This is a genomic window from Melittangium boletus DSM 14713 (assembly GCF_002305855.1).
Lineage (GTDB): Bacteria > Myxococcota > Myxococcia > Myxococcales > Myxococcaceae > Cystobacter > Cystobacter boletus.
The window spans coordinates 7,794,933-7,812,685 of record NZ_CP022163.1 but is presented as its reverse complement, the minus strand read 5'-3'; the positions used below and the strand labels follow the sequence as shown (position 1 = coordinate 7,812,685).

The window sequence follows — 17,753 nt, the reverse complement described above, 5'->3', positions numbered from 1 at the left end:
TGAAGTTGCACTAACGTCGCCAATTGATAAGCCAGGGCCCTTCCCCGTTCGCCTCGAGCCCCTTTCTCTCGGAGTCCCGCGCGTGCACAAGGATCCCATCATCGGCATCGACCTCGGCACGACCAACTCGTGCGCCGCGATCGTCGAGGACGGTGGGAACGTGAAGCTCATCCCCTACAAGGGCGGTGAGTACACCATTCCCTCGATCTTCGCGATCGACGACAAGGGCAACGAGCTCATCGGCTACGAGGCCAAGCGCCAGTGGCAGCTCAACCCCAAGAACACCATCTACGGCTCCAAGCGGCTGGTGGGGCGCGCCTACCAGAGCGATGTCGTCGCGGCGATGAAGAAGGTCGTGGCGTACTCGGTGCGCCCCGGCAAGAAGAGCGACGTGGTCCTGGACGTGGGCAAGAAGGAATTCTCGCTCCAGGAGATCAGCGCCAAGATCCTCAACAAGATCCGCGACGTCGCCGCCAACTACCTCAAGACGCCCATCAAGCGCGCCGTGGTGACGGTGCCCGCGTACTTCAATGACCGTCAGCGGCAGACGGTGAAGGAGGCCGGCAAGCTCATCGACCTCGAGGTGGTGCGCATCATCAACGAGCCCACCGCGGCGGCGCTCGCCTATGGCGCCGGCAAGAGCGTCAACAAGACGGTGCTCGTCTACGACCTGGGCGGCGGCACGTTCGACGTGTCCATCATCGGGATCCGCGACCGGGTCTTCGAGGTGAAGGCCACCGGGGGCGACGTCTTCCTGGGAGGCATCGACTTCGACAACGCCATCATCCACCACGTCCTCAAGGACTTCGCGTCCAAGGCGGGCATCGACCTGGCCACGGATCCGGTGGCGATGCAGCGCATCAAGGACCTGGCCGAGCGCACGAAGATCGACCTGTCCGCGCGCGACGACGTGCAGTTCAACATCCCCTTCATCACGATGACGTCCCAGGGCCAGCCCCTGAACATCGAGATGAAGTTCACGCGCAAGATGCTGGAGCAGCTCACCAACCACCTCGTGGACCGCACGCTGCAGATGGTGGCGCGGGTGCTCGTGGACTCGGGGCTGAGCACCAAGGACATCGACGAGGTGCTGCTCGTGGGCGGCCAGACGCGCATGCCCGTGGTGCAGGATCGGCTGACGAAGTTCTTCGGCAAGACGCCGAGCAAGGGCGTCCACCCGGACGAGGCCGTGGCGGTGGGCGCGGCCCTCTACGCCAAGTCGCTCGAGGACAACTCCAGCATGCGGCTGCAGTTGCTGGACGTCATCCCCATGGCGATCGGCCTGGAGCGCGCGGGCGGGGCCTTCCACACGGTCTTCCCCCGCAACGCGCCCATCCCCAACGCCAAGCAGTTGGTGGCCACCACCAGCCGGGACAACCAGACCGAGCTGGCCATGCGCATCTTCCAGGGCGACAACGAGCAGGTGGCGAGGAACGATCTGCTCGGCGAGTTCACCTTCTCGGGGATCCGCCAGGCCAAGGCGGGCGCGGTGCAGGTGGAGATCACCTTCGACGTGAGCGTGGAAGGCATCCTCACCATGCGCGCGAGGGATCCCGCCACGGGCCGGGAGATGAACACCACGGTCCGGGTCTCCGGGTGAGACCGTGGAGCCCGGGAGCACCGGGCCCCTGAAGCGCGGAAGGGACGGCCTCTTGGAGGACCGTCCCTTCGCTGCTTTCAGGCCGACTTCTTTTCCTTCTCCATCACCAGTTGGGGAGGCTCGTGCTTGGTGACCACCGTCTCGGTGATCTTGCACTCCTTGACCCCATCCCGGTACGGCACGTCGTACATGATCTCGAGCATGGCGTCCTCGAGGATGGCCCGCAGGCCGCGCGCTCCGGAGTTGCGGCGCATGGCCTCGCGGGCGATGGCCCTGAGCGCTTCCTTGGTGAAGGTGAGCTTCACCTTCTCCATCTCGAAGAGCTTCTGGTACTGCTTGATGAGCGCGTTCTTCGGCTGGGTGAGGATCGTGATGAGATCCTCCTCCTTCAGGTCGTTGAGCGTGGCCACCATCGGGAGACGGCCGATGAACTCGGGAATCATCCCGAACTTCATCAGATCCTCGGGCTCCACCATGGCGAGCAGCTCGCCCACGCTGCGCTCCTCGCGGTGGGTGATCTTCGCGCCGAAGCCCAGGCCCTTCTCGCCCACGCGGCGCTTGATGACGCCGTCGATGCCGTGGAAGGCGCCGCCGCAGATGAACAGGATGTTCGTCGTATCAACCTGCACGTACTCCTGCTGGTTGTACTTCTTGCCACCCCGTGGCGTGACGTTGGCGCGCGTGCCCTCGATGATCTTGAGCAGCGCCTGCTGCACGCCCTCGCCGCCCACGTCGCGCGTGGCGCTCGGCGTATCACCCTTGCGCGCGATCTTGTCGATCTCGTCGATATAGACGATGCCGCGCGCCGCCTTCTCCACGTCGTAGTCGGCGTTGTGGAGCAGGTTCTGGATGATGTTCTCCACGTCCTCGCCCACGTAGCCGGCCTCGGTGAGGCTGGTGGCGTCGGCGATGGTGAAGGGGACGTTGAGGAAGCGCGCGAGCGACTGGGCGAGCAGCGTCTTGCCGCTGCCCGTGGGGCCCACGAGCAGGATGTTGCTCTTGCTCAGCTCCACGTCCTCGGCACCCGAGGGCTTCATTCCCGGGCGCGGCCGGGCCGTGGGCTTCTTTTGATAGATGCGCTTGTAGTGGTTGTAGACGGCGACCGACAGGACCTTCTTCGCCTGGTCCTGGCCGATCACGTAGTCGTCGAGGAACGCCTTGATCTCCATGGGCGTGGGCAGGCTGACCTGAGGCTTGCCCTCCTCGCGTTCGTTCTCGTCCGCGATGATGTCGTTACACAGCTTGATGCACTCGTCGCAGATGTAGACCGTGGGGCCCGCGATGAGCTTGCGGACCTCCCGCTGCGACTTGCCGCAGAACGAGCAGGACAGGTTGACGTGGTGCTCCTTCTTCACTGCCGCCTCCGAGTTCACCGACTCCGGTCCCCCGGAGCCTACCTAGCCGACACCCTCACCACACCCAAGCCGCCCGGCTGCCCACGTCTCGAACAACCGTCCGCCGAAATATAGGCTCCCCATGAATGCACAGGAAGCCCATCCCAGGTGAGTCGCCCGCCGGGCTGTGCACCGCCGGACGAGGTCAGCGTTCAGTAACACTCGTTTAGGCGTCATTCACGCCCGAAGCGCACTCCTCCAAATCTTCGGCGAGGGCGCTCGCCCGCTCAGCGATGGCATGGGGGACACGGCGGCAGCCGGATACCTCGGCGGCCAGTTTACGCGCCATCTGAGCCAATTTCCTCACCTGGAAGCTCTCCGGGGGCGGCTCGGGAGGAGGCCGGGGGAAGCGTTCGGCCACTTCCTTCTTGAGCTCGCTGACGGGTTTTTCCGGATTCCAGATGCTGTCACGCAGTGAACGGTACTCCTGGGGGGACAGCTGGCCGCGCTCCTCCGCGTCCGCCAGGACCTCGATGACCTCGAAGGGGGGCGCCTTCTGGGGGAACTCCGGCTGGGACACCTCCTCGGCGTCCTCGTGGCGGGCCAGGAAGCTGAACGAGCGCGTGAGCTTGAGCGCCGTCTGCTTCTTGATGTGCAGTTCCTTGAGGCAATAGGCCTCGAAGGACGCGTGCCCCCAGGACTCCCAGAGGTTCTCGTCCTTGACCTGCACGAGCAGCTTGCCCAGCTCGGCCCAGGTGGACTTGAAGCGCTTGGCGGCCACCAGCACGGTGTGGCGGAAGGTACCCGGCGGCACCATGGCGGCCTTCTTCTCGATGTCGGCTTCGGCTACAGAGACCATGCACCCTGTATCCGCCAGGATGTGGGAGGGGGCAAAAAAGCCGCCCGCCCCCGCCCTACCCCTTCTTGCCGATGGTGAACGCCAGGTTCACCGTGGCGCGCTCCCCGGTGTAGGCCTTGAAGGGCCACTTCTTCAGCTCGGTGAACAGGCACTCGAAGAGCGCGCCCTTCTTGAGCTGCGGATTGTCGATCCACAGCTGCGCCACCCGGCCATCGTTGCCGATGGTGAACTCGAGCGGCACCTTGGCCGCGAAACCCGGACGGCGCTCGCTCTCCTCCTTGAAACAATGGTGGAGCGTGCTCTGGTTCGACTTCACCACCCGATTGATGGCGCCCAGGTCGTAGTTGACCTCCGTGGCGAGCCCGTCGGGATCCGTGGACACCTTGCCCGACACCCGGCCCGCCTTGGCCGGACGCTCCGGCTTGGGTCCCACCGAGGCAACCTTTTCTGGTTTTTCCGTCTTGTCGGTTTTGTCGGACGTGGTGTCGGGAGGACGGACCGGGGTGCGCTTGGGCTCGCCGGGGTACTCGAAGAGTTCTTCCGGCAGGGAGCGCTTGGCCAGGGTGATGACCGGCGGGTCCACCTGGATGTCGAGTCCGCTGTCCGCGTTGGCCGCCAGATACACCTTCGCGTAGCGGGACACCTGCCAGGCGCCGAGGCCCAACGCGATGAGCACGCCGAGGACCACGCCGATGGTGACGATCCGCTGCTGGTTGAGCCGCGCCCGAGCCTCGCGCGCCTCGGCTTCCACCCGGAGCCGCACCACCGCCTGGGCCACGTGGAGTTGGAAGGGCGTCAGTTCCTTGAGCTTGCGAAAGCCGCTCGGGCCCGTGCAGGACACTTCCGTGTCCCCGGTGAGCGCTCCCGCGTACAACTTGTCCACCAGTTGCTGGCCGGTCAGGGGCCCGAGGACGAGGTCCCCCTGGCGGTAGAGCCACTGGGAGTCACGCTGCGCCCGCTCGGGGTCATGGAGGTCTTGTGCGGCCGACATGGGGCGCGAAGTATCCTAGGCTCCGCGCACCACCGCAACGCCCCTCCCGCCCCCTTGACGCTCCGTGAAAAGAACGCCCGCAGTCCTGTGGATCTGGTACCAAGGAGGATTGTTCAAGGGATTCCAGCGGCAGCCGGACGGGCTCACCGTCCAGGAAGCCTTGGAGAACGCCATGCGGCACGCGGGGGTCCCCTCCTCCCTCATGCCCGCCGGGCGGACCGACCGGGGTGTCCATGCCCGGATGCAGGTGGCCAGTGTCCGGCTCCCTCCGGGCTATAGTGCGGAGACACTGTCCGAGCGGCTGCCCGCCCTCCTGCCCCCCGGCCTGGGGTTGTGCGTGGCCCGGCGAGCCCCCGAGGGATTCCACTCCCAGTGGAGCGCCACGGGGAAGGAGTATCGCTACCGTTTCCAACTCGGGGGTGAGGTCCCCGCGGCCTGGAAGCCCTTCGTGATGGACCTCGGACTCGAGCCCCGATTGGAGGGACGCAGGCCCACGCCCGAACGGATAGCGGAAGTGCTCGGCGCCGCGGTGGGCCGCCGCGACTTCCAGGCGTTCCACGAGAACTCCAGCCCACGCAAGCCGCGCACCCTGGAGTCAGCCACCCTGCATGCGTTGGGAGGTGGGCTCTTCGAGGCCCGTCTCCGGGGAGATGGCTTCGGCCGCTACCAGGTGCGCTACCTCGTGGGCTCCGCCCTGCTCACGGCCGCTGGCGGACTCTCCGAGGAGCACTACCGCGCCGCGCTCGACTCGGGGACGTCCATCCCGGGGCTCAAGGCGCCCGCCCAGGGACTCGTGCTCTGGGAGGTGCGCTATCCCCTCGACAAGGAGCCGTTTCCTCCCGATGAAAGGCAACGGCCTCCGGGACTCCCCGCCCTTCCGCCCTTCCTCGCCGAAACCCAGGTGGACACGAAGGTCGCCTGAGCGAGGACGGACGGCTCGGCACATGACGCTCAGTCGACCAGACGCTCCTCGTACTTGGTGAGCAGGTCGGAGATGGCCTCGCGCAGGTACTCGCTCTGGCGGATGCGCGTCGAGCGCGACAACTCCTTCAGGGCGTCCAGCTTCTCGCGGTTGAGACGGAACACCACCGAGGTGAGGCGAGGATTCATGTCCATGTGTGCGTTGTCTCCTACAGGTGCGCACAAAGTCGCACATGCGCGGGAGATCGCAAGAAAACCCCTGACCTGGTGGATCACCCCGGCCGGCGGCGCTCGCGCTCGCGCGCGGCGGATCTACGTCCGATCCGCAACAGGATCCAACATCCTGCCAGGCAAGCAGGCGGCTCAACTCACGACGGGCAGGGGGTGGACGTCGGCCGAGGGCTTCTGGATGCCGGCCGCGTCGTTCATCCGGCCCGAGCGGAAGGGCTCGAGGTCCAACGCCACGAACTTGAAGCCCAGCGCCTTGAAGGCGGCATCCACCTGGCGCCGCAGCTCGGCGGACAGGAAGCGCTCGTACTCCTCGGCCGCCAGTTCGATCCGCGCCACCTCCTGGTGGTAGCGCACGCGGAACTGGCGGAAGCCGTGCTTGCGCAGCTCGGACTCGGCCCCGGCGATCTGGAAGAGGCGCTCGCGCGTCACCGAGGTGCCATAGGGGATGCGCGACGCCAGGCACGCCATCTGGGGCTTGTCCCACGTGGGTAGGCCGAGGGCATGGCTCCAGGCGCGGATCTCCTCCTTCGTCAGCCCCGCGAGCGCCAGGGGCGAGCGCACCGCGTGCTCCTGGGCGGCCTTGTGTCCCGGACGGTGATCCTTGAAGTCATCCGCGTTGAAGCCGTCCAGCACCACCTCGATTCCCCGCTCCCGGCGCTGGGCCTCGCAGAGGTCGTACAGCTCCGTCTTGCAGAAGTAGCAGCGGTTGGTGGGGTTGGCCGCGTACTGGGGGTTGGCCAGCTCGTCGCTCGATACCACCACGTGCCGGGCGCCGAGGCGCTGGGCCAGCTCCCGCGCCTCCTTCTCCTCCTCCGGCGCGACCGAGGCCGACAGCGCCGTGAGCGCCAGGGCCCGCTCGCCCAGCTCCTCCACGGCGATCTTCAACACGAAGGTGGAGTCAACACCCCCGGAGAACGCCACCAGCGCCGAGCCATGGGCACGGAGTTGCGCGCGCATCGCCTCCAACTTGGGGCGGGAGGAGTCACACAGGGCCTGGATGCGCTCGGGGGTCAGCATGCAGGGCTCTATAAACGAAGAACCCCCGGGTTGCCCATGGCACCCCGAGGGTCCTCACGTCGAGGAGGTGTCAAGGAGGCCTCGAGGACCCCCGAGCCCTAGCGGGCCTTGCGCTTGGCCGAGGCCTTCTTGGACGACGGCTTGGCGACCCGCGCCGCCCGGGCGGCGGGACGGGCCTTGGCGCCCTTGCCCTCCTTGGCGGCCTTGGGCGTCTTGGCCGCCGCCTTGGAAGGCTTGGCCGCCGCCTTGGACGTCTTGGCCGCCGCCTTGGGAGGCTTGGCCGAGGACACCCGCGTCACGGCCGTCTTCGTGGGCGGCTGGGCCTTCATCTTCTTGCCGGTGATGATCTTCAGCTCGTCGGCCGTCACGTAGCCCAGGTCCAGCAGGGACTGGAAGATCTTCCCGGCCCCCTCCTCCACGCTCTCCTGGTCCGAGTGGATGACCACCTCGGCGGACGCGGGTGGCTCATACGGCTCGGTGATGCCGATGAAGTTGGGGATCTCCCCCCCGAGCGCCTTCTTATAACGGCCCGTGCCATCGCGCTCGATGAGCTTCTCGGTCGGACAGTCCACGTAGACCTCGATGTAGCGGCCCACCGAGCGGCGGTTGTCCTCGCGGCCCGCCTTGTACGGGCTCACACAGGGCACCAGCACCGCCACGTTGTTGCGGGTGAGCAGTCCGGCCACGTAGCCCAGCCGGCGGACGATCGTCATGCGCTCGTCCTTGCTGTCACCCAGGCCCTGCCACAGCTCGTTGCCGACCTCGTTCTCGTCCAGGATCTCGACGTTGCGGTCCACCTGGCGGAGCCGGGCCGCGATGTAGGCGGCCATCGTACTCTTGCCAGTGCCGGACATGCCGGTCAGCCACACGGTAAAACCAAGCGTCTGCGCCATACGGGTTCTAACTCCCTGCGCTTCCCAGGGCGCATTGCCTTCAGGAGCCCCCAGAGCGCGGCAGATCAAAAGTCGGGGGCGTTATAGACGAAAAACCCGCCGTTTGACAATTCGTGCCTACCTTTCCGCAGGTGCAGGAGGAGAGCGGACAGGCGCTCGACTTCTCAAGGGATTTCCGCCGGTTGGCGCGAAAAAAAGCGTCCCGGGAGGGGGTGTCCCCGAAAATCATGCCCGTCCCATTGGACGAGTTCCGCGGCGCGGACCCGCCCGGAGGGGATCGCCATCACGAGGTAGGACACCCCGGGCAGGAGGGGTTGACCCCCGGGCGCGGCCTGGCGCCGATCCTCCGCGGAAAAACCCGGGCCTCCCTCCACGTGGGAGTGGAACACACATGCGACCTGCTCACCCTGGGTGTCGGCCTCCTGGAGGACACCCAGCCACTCGCGGGGCTCGAAGGCGTAGGCCGTCCGGGCGGCGCGCGCATCCAGGGCGTTGCGCAGGGGACGGCAACGCCAGGGTCCGCGCGGACCCACACGCAGCAACACCCCACAGCCTTCCAGGGGCCAGGCGGACTCCAGATGCCGGACGACCTCGTCCAGCGCCTCGCTCCAGGAGGGCATCTCGTCCTCAGCCGCACCGGCCACAGCGCCGTACCGTCCTCTCCGTCAGCACGCCCGGGGCCTCCCACCCACAGGCGCCCAACGACGGCCCGAGCCCGAGCAACAACCGCTGCAGCACCAGCGCTCCGAGCGCGCCCAGGCCTACCCCCAGCACCCCTCCGGGAGGAGGACCCAGCTCCGCCACCGTGGCCTCGAAGCAGCCCCCACAACCCCCTGGAGCGCGGAAGACGGCCACGCCGCGCGGTCCCTCCCCGCCCAGCGCCACCCAAGGGCCCTCGCCATCCCACGTCGCGGGAACCTCCGCCAGGAGGCCTGTCCCGCGCGCCGCGAGCGCGTCCGGGTTGAACTCCGGCAGGGCCCGCGCGAGCACGTCCGCCGCGGGCTCGCCCTCCTGCTCCGCCGGAACGAGGAAGCCCTCCGCCCCGGGCATCAGCGGCCGCGCGTCCGCCACCACCGCCGTACCACCGGCCGCCAGGTACGCCGCGGCCGTCAATCCCGCCCCGCCCGAGGCACCCAGCCGCACCCCTCCCGCGAGCAGACGCTCCTGGCCGCGACCGCCCACCTCGCGCAGGAGGATCTGCCGCGAATACCGGAGGATGTTCTCCTCGCTCAGGGCCACGGCCCCTAACCTCCCGCCATGGCTGGAATGAGGGTGAGGCGGTCCGCGTCGGCCACGGGCGTGTCCAACTCCTTCAGGAAGCGGATGTCCTCGTCGTTGAGGAACACGTTCACGTAGCGCCGCACCGCGCCCTGGTCATCGAGCACGCGCGCGCCCAGGCCCGGGTGCGCCCGGCCCAGGTTGTTCAACACCTCGCCCACCGTGGCGCCCGCGACGCGCACCTCGCCCTGGTTGCCCGCGAGGCTTCTCATGGCGGTGGGAATACGGACCGTGGCCATGGCGCGTCAGTGTCCTTCCTGCTTGCGCAGCAACAACCGGTGGGTGCCATCCCCCCGCGGCTCCAGCGCGAGCACTTCGTGGCCGTCCTCGCGCGCGCTGCGCGGCACGTTCTTCAAGGGCTCTTCCCCCTTGAGCCACACCTCCAACACCGCGCCCGCGCCCAGCGCCTCCAGCGCGAGCTTGGTGCGCACGTACGTCATCGGGCAGACCTCGCGGGTGATGTCCACGGTCCGCGTCACCTCGTGCATCGCTCGGACTCCTCGGGAAAGACGGGGGTGCGAGGACGGGCGCAGCCCTCGCAATCGGGGACCCGGCGCACGCGCACCTGTCGGCCGCGCAGGGTGGCGCCATCGAGCACGTGCAGGACGGCCTCGCCAGACGTGTCGGACGCACCTCCCTCCAGACACTCCAGGAGCAACGCGGCCTGCAACGCGCCCACCAGCCCCGCCATGGGGCCCAGCACGCCCGCCTGCGCGCACGTGGGCACCGCGTCCGGCGAGGGCGCCTCCTCATATAGGCAGCGCAGGCAGGGCCCGCCGGGCACCACGCGCATCGCCTGGCCCTGCATCCGCAACACCCCGCCGTAGACGAGCGGCACCCGCGTGGCCACCGCCACGTCCGACAGGAAGAGCTTGGTGGCCGTGCCGTCGGTGGCGTCCACCACGGCGTCATGGGCCTGGAACAAGGCGGCGGCGTTGTCCGCGTCCACCCGCCCCACGAGCGTCTCCACCCTCGAGGCCGGAAAGGCGCGCCGCAGTCCGTCCGCCGCCGATTCCACCTTGTGCCGGCCCACATCCGAGGGGCGATGCCACAATTGCCGGTGGAGGTTCGTCACGTCCACCCGGTCCGGGTCCACCAGCGTCAACTGGCCCACGCCCGCTCGCGCGAGCGCCAACGAGGCCGGGCACCCCAAGCCTCCCGCCCCCACCACCAACACCCTCGCCGACACCCCGTTTCGCACGCGCACGACCCTCGCCGAGCCTCCGTCCTCCGTCAACCCCAGCCCGCTCGAAAAGCTGCCCGAACCCGGAGTGAATGCGTATCTTCAACCTCCTCCGCGCATCACCGAGGACCCCATGAAGAACGCCCTCCCCCTGCTCGCCGCACTCTGCCTCGCCACTGGCTGCCACAAGAACACCGCCGACGCGCCGCCCCCGCCGCCCACCGCGCCCGTGGAGACCCCCTCCTATCGCGACGCCGGGCAGCCCTCAGCGCCTCCCTCCGACTCGGGCACCGGGGCCCAGGGCGCGGAGCCCCCCGCCGCGCGGGAGGCCTGCGTGGACCAGTGGCTCAAGGCGCACCAACTGGACCGCTATGGCCACCCCGAGGGCACCATGTACGCGGGCGGCTCGCCCCTCTTCAACGAGGCCACCGGCGAGACCCAGGACCGCCTGGAGCACGTCTTCGCCCGTCAGCCCGAGGCCAAGAAGGCGTGCCCGGGCACCGACGCCCGCTGACCGCTCGCCTGAAGGGCGGACAATCGAGGGGAGGGATTCCCGAAAACCCGGCATGTCTCCTAAGCTCGCCGGCCTGATGGATCCCGCCCTGTCCCTCGACACCCCCAGCCCCGAGTCGCACCGGCGCGCCCGCGTGCGCGAAGTGCTCGAGCGGCGAAAGCTCACGGACAACGTCTCGGCCGCGCAGGCCGCGAACTCCTGGGAGCAGGAGCGCTTCGTCACCCGGGCCCGCGCTCTCTTCTACGCGCGGCTCATGTTCCTCACCCTGGGCCTGCTGCTGCTCGCGGTGCCCAGCTGGTCCTTCTACTTCGGCCTGCAGGGCGTCACCGCGTTCGCCGGCTACTTCGCGATGCTGCTCTACAGCGTCGCCAACTACCTGGTCATCGACCACCCCAAGGCCGGCCGGTGGGTGACGTACATCACCCTCTGCCTGGACGTGATGATCATGGTGGTGGTGCTCGCCAAACCCCAGGTGGGCGGAGGCCTGCAAAGCCCTCTCCTGGCGACGCAGCTGCTCTTCACCATCCTCTTCGCCCTCCTCTACCCCAAGCCCCTGGCGATCACGCCCGCGGTGCTGTCGCTGCTCGTCATCATCCGGTTGGATCTGCTGCTCTACCGGGAGATCACCGCCATCGAGGTGCTCACCCTCCTGTGGTACCTGTCGCTCACGCTCATCATCATCTACGTGCTGTCGTACCTGAGCGAGCGCGAGGCGATCGCCCACCGCGAGGTGGTGGAGCTCCAGGGAGACCTCAAGGAGATGGCCGTGGTGGAGGAGCGCAGCCGGCTCGCCCGGGAGATCCACGACGGCCTGGGCGCCTCGCTCTCCTCGATGATCATCCAGTCCGAGTACATCCTGGGCATGGCCAAGGACGGCGCATTGCAGGCGGAGATCCAGGAGCTCAAGGCCACGGCCGAGGAGTCCATCGAGGAGCTGCGCCGCAGCCTGCAGATGATGCGCGAGGACTTCGAGCTGACCCAGGGACTCGAGGACTACGTGAAGACGTACGCCGCGCGCACCCAGATGGACATCCGCTTCGAGCGCACGGGCCTGCCGCGCAAGCTCTCCCCGGATGCCCAGCTCGCCCTCTTCCGAATCCTCCAGGAGTGCCTGTCCAACGCCCTCAAGCACGCCGCGCCCACCCAGGTGCACGTGCGGCTGGACTACGACGACTCCCGGGTGGAACTGCTCGTGCGCGATGACGGCAAGGGGTTCGATCCCCAGCGCACACCCCGTGGTCACTACGGTCTGCTCAACATGCGCGAGCGCTCCATGAAGCTCGGCGCCACCCTCCTCGTGGACTCGGCGCCCGGCAACGGCACCCGCGTCTCCTTCTCCCTACCGGCCCTCTCATGATCGAAGCGAGTGAGTCTCCTTCCCCCTCCCCCATCCGTGTCCTCGTCGTCGAGGACCAGACGCGCATCCTCAAGAACCAGCTGCGTCTGCTCGAGAGTCATCACGAGATCGAGATCGTCGGCACCGCGCTGTCCGGCGAGGCGGCCATCGAGGAGGTGCCCCGGAGCCAGCCCCATGTGATCCTCCTGGACTTGGGCCTGCCGCGCATGAGCGGCATCGACGTCACGCGGCGGGTCAAGGCGGAGTGGCCCCAGGTGGAGATCCTCATCTTCACCATCTTCGACGAGGAGGACAAAGTGCTCGAGGCGGTGACGGCCGGCGCCTCGGGCTACCTGCTCAAGGGCACGCCCGTGGACAAGATCATCGAGGCCATCAAGGACGTGCGCGCCGGAGGCTCCGTCATCCAGCCGAACCTGGCGAGCCGGCTGCTGCGCCACTTCCGCGTGACGCCGAGCCAGACGCCCGTGCCCTCGGCGCCCGCGAGCGCCGACGCCTCCAGCTCCGCCGGGACCGACGCGGCCCCGCCCGAGTCCGCCCTCTCCGGGGACGCCCAGGAGCCCCTGCTCAAGCCGCTATCGGACCGCGAGACGGAGATCCTCCAGCTCATCGCCAAGGGCGTGTCCAACAGCGAGGCGGCGCGCGTGCTCAACCTGTCCAAGGCCACCATCCGCACCCACCTGGAGCACATCTACCGCAAGCTCGAGGTCACCAACCGCGTGGAGGCCGTCACGGAGGGCATCCGCAAGGGTCTCATCTCGGTGTGAGACGCGGGGCCAGACCCGAGGGCGCACCCAACGGCGCCTCGCTCACGATCTGGATGCGGCGCACGGCATGCGGTACGGGAGTAGCGCAACACTCCCTGGAGAGCCCCGATGTCCTCCCCTGAGACTCCCTGGCAGCCCCCCTTGAGCATGCCCGGGAGCCGAGTTCCGTTCCTGACTCGGGTGAAGCTGCGGCACTACCGCAGCATCACGGCCTGTGACGTAGGGCTCGGACCCCTCACGTTTCTCGTGGGGCCCAATGGGTCGGGCAAGAGCAACTTCCTGGATGCCCTGAGACTCGTCACGGACGCCCTGCGGACCTCGCTCGACCACGCCCTCCGTGATCGAGGAGGCGTCAACGAGGTGCGCCAGAGATCGAGCGGCCATCCCAAGAACTTCGCGATTCACCTCGAGTTTCAGCTTCCCGAGGGCGCGGCCGGGCACTTCGCCTTCGAAGTGGGAGCGCGTCCTCATGGAGACCATGTCGTCCTGAGGGAGGAGTGTGTCGTCGGTGCGGCGAAGTACCTCGTGCGGGAAGGCACGGTCGCCATCAAACCCGCTCCCGTCGCGCCGCCTGGCTCTGCCGACCGTCTCTACCTCGTGAATGCCGCGGGTCTGGCGGAGTTCCGTCCCGTCTTCGACGTGCTCTCGAACATGGGGTTCTACAACCTGAACCCGGACAAGATTCGCGCCCTCCAGGCTCCCGACAAGGGAGAACTGCTCGCGCGTGACGGGTTCAACCTGTCCAGTGTGCTCGAACGCCTGGAGAAATCCGACGACGGCAGCACCAAGCGGCGCATCGAGGAGTACCTCAGTCTCATCGTGCCCGGCCTGGAGGGGGTGGACTCCAAGCGCGTCGGACACATGGAAACACTGGAGTTCCGACAGCACGTCGCCGGATCCGAAGCACGATTTCCAGCCATCAACATGTCGGATGGGACCCTGCGTGCGCTGGGGATCCTCGTCGCCCTGCTCCAGGCCCGGGCCGAGAAAGACGTGCGCGTCGTGGGGATCGAAGAGCCAGAGGTCGCCCTGCACCCCGCCGCGGCGGGCATTCTGCGAGACGCCCTGCGCGAGGGTGCACGGCACGCACAGATCCTCGTGACCAGTCACAGTCCCGAACTTCTCGATGATTCCAAGGTCTCCGATCAGGAGCTCATCGCGGTCGCGGCGGAACAGGGCAAGACACTCATCGCTCGGCTCGACGAGGCCACCCGCGAAACACTCAAGGACCGGCTCTATACGGCCGGCGAGTTGTTGAGAGCGAACCAGCTGACCCCGGAGCCCGAGGAGGTTCCCGCTCCCAAGCAGCTTCGGCTCTTCGAGCTGGAGACTCCATGAAGGTCGGTCTCATCGTCGAGGGTCATGGCGAGGTGCGTTCGCTGCCCATTCTCTTGCGGAGGATTCTTCGAGAGCTGGACCCCCAGCATCACTGCTCCATCTTGAACGCCCACCGCGTTTCACGGGGACTGCTCGTCAAGGAAGAGGGACTGCGTCCCGCGGTCGAGCTCATGGCGCGCAAGGTAGGTCCCGAGGGACGCATCCTTCTCCTGCTCGACGCCGATGATGACCTCCCCTGCCAGCTGGGACCCTCGCTGCTCGCCCAGGCAAGAGGTTACCGGCCAGATCGCGACATCTCGGTGGTCATCGCCACGCGCGAGTACGAAGCCTGGTTCCTCACCGCCGCGGAGTCGCTCCGTGGGCGGCGTGGGCTCCCCCTGGACCTCGCCCCTCCCCTCCATCCCGAGGGTATTCGCGATGCCAAGAAGTGGCTGGGCCAGCGCAAGGCGGACGGCTACAGCGAGACCGTCGATCAGCCCGCGCTGACGGGGTTGTTCGACCTGACCGCGGCGCGGCGCTCGGACTCCTTCGACAAGCTCTTCCGCGAGGTCGGGCGCCTCTTCGGACTCCCCGTTCCGCCCCGGTAGCCAGCGTGGGCTGGGCCAACTGGTGCGCGCCCACCCCGGCTCACCAGACGGCGGTGATGCCCGCGAGCAGGCTCGAATAGGACTCCTCGGCCACGCCGCCCTCCGTCCACCCGCGCCGGGCACCCTGCCCGGTGAAGGTGTCCGAGTAGTGCTCCAGCCGCAGGCGCGCGCTGTAGCCGAAGGGGCCCCAGATGTCGCCCGCCACGCCCAGTTGCGCTTCCCAGCCGAAGCTCGACACCTCCGTGCCGTAGTCACGCACCTCGGCCAGGTACGAGCCATTGCCCAGTCCCGCGAACGCGCCGCCCGGATGAGGCCGGAAGAAGAACTGGCCCGCGCCCTCCAGACGCACCAGACGCATGAGCGGCACCGAGGCCTCCAGTCCCACCGCCGGGTACAGACGGTGCACCACCGGAAGGGGCACCTCCAGCGACTCATCCACGCTGAAGCCATGGCCGAGCACGCCCAGGCGCACCCCGGCATGGCCCCAGAGCGGTGTCTGCTCGCTGCCGAGATCGAAGAAGTAGCGGTAGGCGAGCATGGCGCCATAGGCGTTGTCCGCCGCGGCCACCTCGCGCTTGGGCGTGGACCCCGACGGAGAGGACACCTGCACCGTCGTCGGCGTGAAGCCGCGCTGCCACGCCAGCGTCAGGCCCAGACCTCGGATGAGCGAGCTCCGGTGCGCCAGGGGGAACACCTCCGCCTCGGCGGCGAACCCCAGGTAGGGCGCGTTCGAGGTGAAGTCCGAGATGTCTCCCTGCCGCTGCTCCTCGGGCCGCGAGTCGAACTCGGCGCACGACGGCGCATCCGGCCGCGCGCAGTACTTGCGCCACGTCGCCGTCGCGCCCAGCAGCACCTTCACCCGCCGGGGCAGACGGCTTGGATCCACGGTCGGCGCGCTCTCGGGAAAGCCCCCGCCGCTGCCCAACGGGTCCACACCGTACGTATGCGACTCCTCCTCCAGCATCGCCCAGGCGACGGGCGCGGAGGCCTCGGCCTTGGAGGGAGCCGGTGCGGGAGCGGGCTCGGGGGTCAACACCGGTTTGGAGGGAGGAGCTTCGCTGGCCTGGGGCTCGGACGCGGGCGGCTCCTTGGAAGGCGACTTCACCTCGGGCGGAGTCTTCACCTCGGGAGGAGTCTTCACCTCGGACGGAGGCGCCTCGACGGGCTCCAGCCGGGCGGAGGACACGGCCTTGACGAGCGCGGCGACATCCCGTGGTGCGAGCAACCCGCGCTTGAGGGGGTAGCTCGCGGACCACACCTCCCGGCCGTCCCTGTCCAGAAGCCGGGCGTTGAACCGCCCCTCCACCGAGCCGGTGAGGACGGCGTCCACGCGCAGCCTGGGCGCCAGGAGCTTCACCGCGTTGGGCGTCACGGAGGTGGGGCCGTTCAGTCCCTGCTTTCCGGCCGCCTGGGCCCAGGCGGTGGGTGGCAGCACCTGCGCCTTGCGCGCCTTGCGGACGGCCGCCGTCACCTGGGCGCGCAGCTTGCCCTTGGGGTCTCCCTCGAGCGCGGAAACGGCCAGCCGCGCGGCCACGGCGGCCTGCGCGGTGAGCAACACGGCCAGTGAAAGAGCCAACGCCGCGCCGCGGCGACACATCGTGCGTCCAGGGGCCTTCATGGATGCCCGGAAGCCTCACCCACGGCGCGGGCGCTTGTCCAGGCTTCCCGGACGTTCAGGCTTCAGCGGGCACGGGCGCGGAGGGCACTCCCGGGGGAATGGCGGCGGGCGCGCTGTCCCCGGGCACCGGGAGCCCCGGGCTGGACGGGGGCAGAGCGGAGCGCAGGCCCAGGAAATCCCGGCGGTAGATGCGCACCATGGCCATGAAGAGCGAGGCGATGAGCGGCCCCACGAGCAGGCCCATCATCCCGAACACCGCCAGGCCGCCGAACATGGACAGGAAGACGAGCAGCGGGTGCAGCGCCATGCGCGAGCCACACAGCCTCGGCCGGATGACGTTGTCGATGCTGCCCACCACGAAGGCGCCCCAGGCGAGCAGGAAGATGCCCTCGTTCACCTTGCCCATCATGAGCAGCACCCCACCAATGGGCCCCCACACGAGCGCCGTACCACCCACCGGCACCATCGCCACCACCGCCATGGCCGCGCCCCACACGCCCGCGTGCGGCACCCGCGCCAGCATCAGCCCCACCATGCCCAGCGCGCCCTGGATGAGCGAGGTGATGGTGTTGCCATAGATGATGGCGTGCGCGACGTCGGTGAACTCCTTGGCGAACGCCTGGATGTAGCGCTGGTCCATGGGGATGAGCTGCGTGCCCTCGGTCCACAGGCGGCGCCCATCCAGGAAGAAGTAGTACATGGCGACCAGCATCAGGAACAGATCGACGATGAGCTCCGTGCCCGCTCCCAACAGGTTGGAGAGCACCAGGACGCCATTGGACATCGCCCCCTCCAGCGCCTGCTCCGTGCGCGTGCCATGCAGGGCCTCCGCGTAGCGCCTCAGTCCGCGCGGCAGTCCCGCCGTCATCCGCTCGCGCAGGTCCACTTGATCCAACACGATCTGGGCGTGCTCCATCAGGCCGAGCACCTCACGCACCACCATCCACCCCACCACCACGAGCGGCACCAGGATGAGCAGGAAGACGGCCAGCGTGGACACGCCGGCGCACACCGACGGGGACAACCTGATGCGGGCCCCCAGCAGCCGCCGCTGCAGCGGCTGGAAGAGCACCACCAGGAAGCCGCCCAGCAACACCGGCATCAGGAAGGGCAGCAGGATGCGTGAAAAGAGAACCAGGGCCAGGACGAACAGCCCGGCGAAGATAAGATTGGAACAACGTTTCTTGTCGAACCCCGTCACAACCCCACCCCCGCCCACATCGACCCCGCCCGGGACACGACAGAACGTAGGAACGTCGCTTCCTCGC

The 17,753-nt window shown here is 68.3% G+C and carries 20 protein-coding genes; 7 read left to right on the top strand and 13 right to left on the bottom strand.

Going from position 1 to position 17,753, the window contains the following annotated elements; all coding sequences use genetic code 11:
* Nucleotides 1-82 precede the first annotated feature (82 nt).
* A complete protein-coding gene (locus MEBOL_RS32410; protein ID WP_095981062.1) occupies nucleotides 83-1,600 on the top strand; it encodes an Hsp70 family protein in 1,518 nt (505 codons plus the stop codon).
* A gap of 77 nt (nucleotides 1,601-1,677) precedes the next feature.
* Here the strand turns inward: MEBOL_RS32410 and clpX are convergent, their stop codons facing one another.
* The 3 genes from clpX to MEBOL_RS32395 form a co-directional block, all read right to left on the bottom strand.
* The gene (clpX, locus tag MEBOL_RS32405) at nucleotides 1,678-2,955 is read right to left on the bottom strand and encodes an ATP-dependent Clp protease ATP-binding subunit ClpX (protein WP_095981061.1); all 1,278 of its coding nucleotides are present in this window, start codon (nucleotides 2,953-2,955) and stop codon (nucleotides 1,678-1,680) included.
* 205 nt (nucleotides 2,956-3,160) lie between these two features.
* The gene (locus tag MEBOL_RS32400; RefSeq protein ID WP_095981060.1) at nucleotides 3,161-3,793 is read right to left on the bottom strand and encodes a hypothetical protein; all 633 of its coding nucleotides are present in this window, start codon (nucleotides 3,791-3,793) and stop codon (nucleotides 3,161-3,163) included.
* Between the two features lie 55 nt (nucleotides 3,794-3,848).
* Nucleotides 3,849-4,784, bottom strand: a complete 936-nt coding sequence (locus MEBOL_RS32395; protein WP_095981059.1) for an AgmX/PglI C-terminal domain-containing protein — start codon at nucleotides 4,782-4,784, stop codon at nucleotides 3,849-3,851.
* Between the two features lie 109 nt (nucleotides 4,785-4,893).
* Here MEBOL_RS32395 and MEBOL_RS32390 point away from each other — a divergent pair, with 109 nt between their 5' ends.
* Nucleotides 4,894-5,706: a tRNA pseudouridine synthase A gene (locus tag MEBOL_RS32390; RefSeq protein WP_245919016.1), complete on the top strand. Its 813-nt coding sequence runs from the start codon at nucleotides 4,894-4,896 to the stop codon at nucleotides 5,704-5,706.
* 29 nt (nucleotides 5,707-5,735) lie between these two features.
* Here the strand turns inward: MEBOL_RS32390 and MEBOL_RS32385 are convergent, their stop codons facing one another.
* From MEBOL_RS32385 to MEBOL_RS32350, 8 genes are all read right to left on the bottom strand, one after another.
* Nucleotides 5,736-5,900, bottom strand: a complete 165-nt coding sequence (locus tag MEBOL_RS32385; protein ID WP_095981058.1) for a ribbon-helix-helix domain-containing protein — start codon at nucleotides 5,898-5,900, stop codon at nucleotides 5,736-5,738.
* A 168-nt stretch (nucleotides 5,901-6,068) separates the two neighbouring features.
* Nucleotides 6,069-6,953 carry an ATP-dependent sacrificial sulfur transferase LarE gene (gene larE / locus MEBOL_RS32380; protein ID WP_095981057.1) on the bottom strand — a complete coding sequence of 295 codons (885 nt, stop codon included), beginning with the start codon at nucleotides 6,951-6,953 and terminating at the stop codon, nucleotides 6,069-6,071.
* A 98-nt stretch (nucleotides 6,954-7,051) separates the two neighbouring features.
* Complete coding sequence (gene cysC, locus MEBOL_RS32375; protein WP_095981056.1) at nucleotides 7,052-7,846, bottom strand: adenylyl-sulfate kinase; 795 nt, start codon at nucleotides 7,844-7,846, stop codon at nucleotides 7,052-7,054.
* Nucleotides 7,847-8,010: 164 nt separating this feature from the next.
* On the bottom strand, nucleotides 8,011-8,466 hold the full coding sequence (locus tag MEBOL_RS32370; protein WP_095983134.1) for a M67 family metallopeptidase: 456 nt from the start codon (nucleotides 8,464-8,466) through the stop codon (nucleotides 8,011-8,013).
* Between the two features lie 7 nt (nucleotides 8,467-8,473).
* Nucleotides 8,474-9,085 carry a HesA/MoeB/ThiF family protein gene (locus MEBOL_RS32365; protein WP_179956331.1) on the bottom strand — a complete coding sequence of 204 codons (612 nt, stop codon included), beginning with the start codon at nucleotides 9,083-9,085 and terminating at the stop codon, nucleotides 8,474-8,476.
* A gap of 5 nt (nucleotides 9,086-9,090) precedes the next feature.
* Complete coding sequence (locus tag MEBOL_RS32360) at nucleotides 9,091-9,363, bottom strand: ubiquitin-like small modifier protein 1 (protein WP_095981055.1); 273 nt, start codon at nucleotides 9,361-9,363, stop codon at nucleotides 9,091-9,093.
* Nucleotides 9,364-9,369: 6 nt separating this feature from the next.
* The gene (locus MEBOL_RS32355; RefSeq protein WP_095981054.1) at nucleotides 9,370-9,612 is read right to left on the bottom strand and encodes a sulfurtransferase TusA family protein; all 243 of its coding nucleotides are present in this window, start codon (nucleotides 9,610-9,612) and stop codon (nucleotides 9,370-9,372) included.
* Nucleotides 9,600-10,331, bottom strand: a complete 732-nt coding sequence (locus tag MEBOL_RS32350) for a HesA/MoeB/ThiF family protein (protein WP_245919015.1) — start codon at nucleotides 10,329-10,331, stop codon at nucleotides 9,600-9,602. The genes MEBOL_RS32355 and MEBOL_RS32350 overlap by 13 nt, the downstream gene beginning before the upstream one ends.
* A gap of 109 nt (nucleotides 10,332-10,440) precedes the next feature.
* On the opposite strand from MEBOL_RS32350, the gene MEBOL_RS32345 reads away from it, so the two are divergent.
* The 5 genes from MEBOL_RS32345 to MEBOL_RS32325 all read left to right on the top strand — a co-directional run bounded on the left by MEBOL_RS32345 (nucleotide 10,441) and on the right by MEBOL_RS32325 (nucleotide 14,867).
* A complete protein-coding gene (locus MEBOL_RS32345; RefSeq protein WP_095981052.1) occupies nucleotides 10,441-10,821 on the top strand; it encodes a hypothetical protein in 381 nt (126 codons plus the stop codon).
* Nucleotides 10,822-10,897: 76 nt separating this feature from the next.
* Entirely contained in the window at nucleotides 10,898-12,178 is a 1,281-nt protein-coding gene (locus MEBOL_RS32340) for a sensor histidine kinase (protein ID WP_095981051.1), read from the top strand.
* A complete protein-coding gene (locus MEBOL_RS32335; protein WP_095981050.1) occupies nucleotides 12,175-12,942 on the top strand; it encodes a response regulator transcription factor in 768 nt (255 codons plus the stop codon). The genes MEBOL_RS32340 and MEBOL_RS32335 overlap by 4 nt, the downstream gene beginning before the upstream one ends.
* Nucleotides 12,943-13,050: 108 nt before the next feature.
* A complete protein-coding gene (locus MEBOL_RS32330) occupies nucleotides 13,051-14,280 on the top strand; it encodes an AAA family ATPase (RefSeq protein WP_218920833.1) in 1,230 nt (409 codons plus the stop codon).
* The gene (locus tag MEBOL_RS32325; RefSeq protein WP_095981049.1) at nucleotides 14,277-14,867 is read left to right on the top strand and encodes a DUF4276 family protein; all 591 of its coding nucleotides are present in this window, start codon (nucleotides 14,277-14,279) and stop codon (nucleotides 14,865-14,867) included. The genes MEBOL_RS32330 and MEBOL_RS32325 overlap by 4 nt, the downstream gene beginning before the upstream one ends.
* Nucleotides 14,868-14,907: 40 nt before the next feature.
* Here the strand turns inward: MEBOL_RS32325 and MEBOL_RS32320 are convergent, their stop codons facing one another.
* Nucleotides 14,908-16,464 (bottom strand): NADH-quinone oxidoreductase subunit E, encoded by a 1,557-nt coding sequence (locus MEBOL_RS32320; protein ID WP_095981048.1) that lies wholly within the window; start codon nucleotides 16,462-16,464, stop codon nucleotides 14,908-14,910.
* A 76-nt stretch (nucleotides 16,465-16,540) separates the two neighbouring features.
* The gene (locus MEBOL_RS32315; RefSeq protein WP_170115637.1) at nucleotides 16,541-17,686 is read right to left on the bottom strand and encodes an AI-2E family transporter; all 1,146 of its coding nucleotides are present in this window, start codon (nucleotides 17,684-17,686) and stop codon (nucleotides 16,541-16,543) included.
* Between the last annotated feature and the right edge of the window lie 67 nt (nucleotides 17,687-17,753).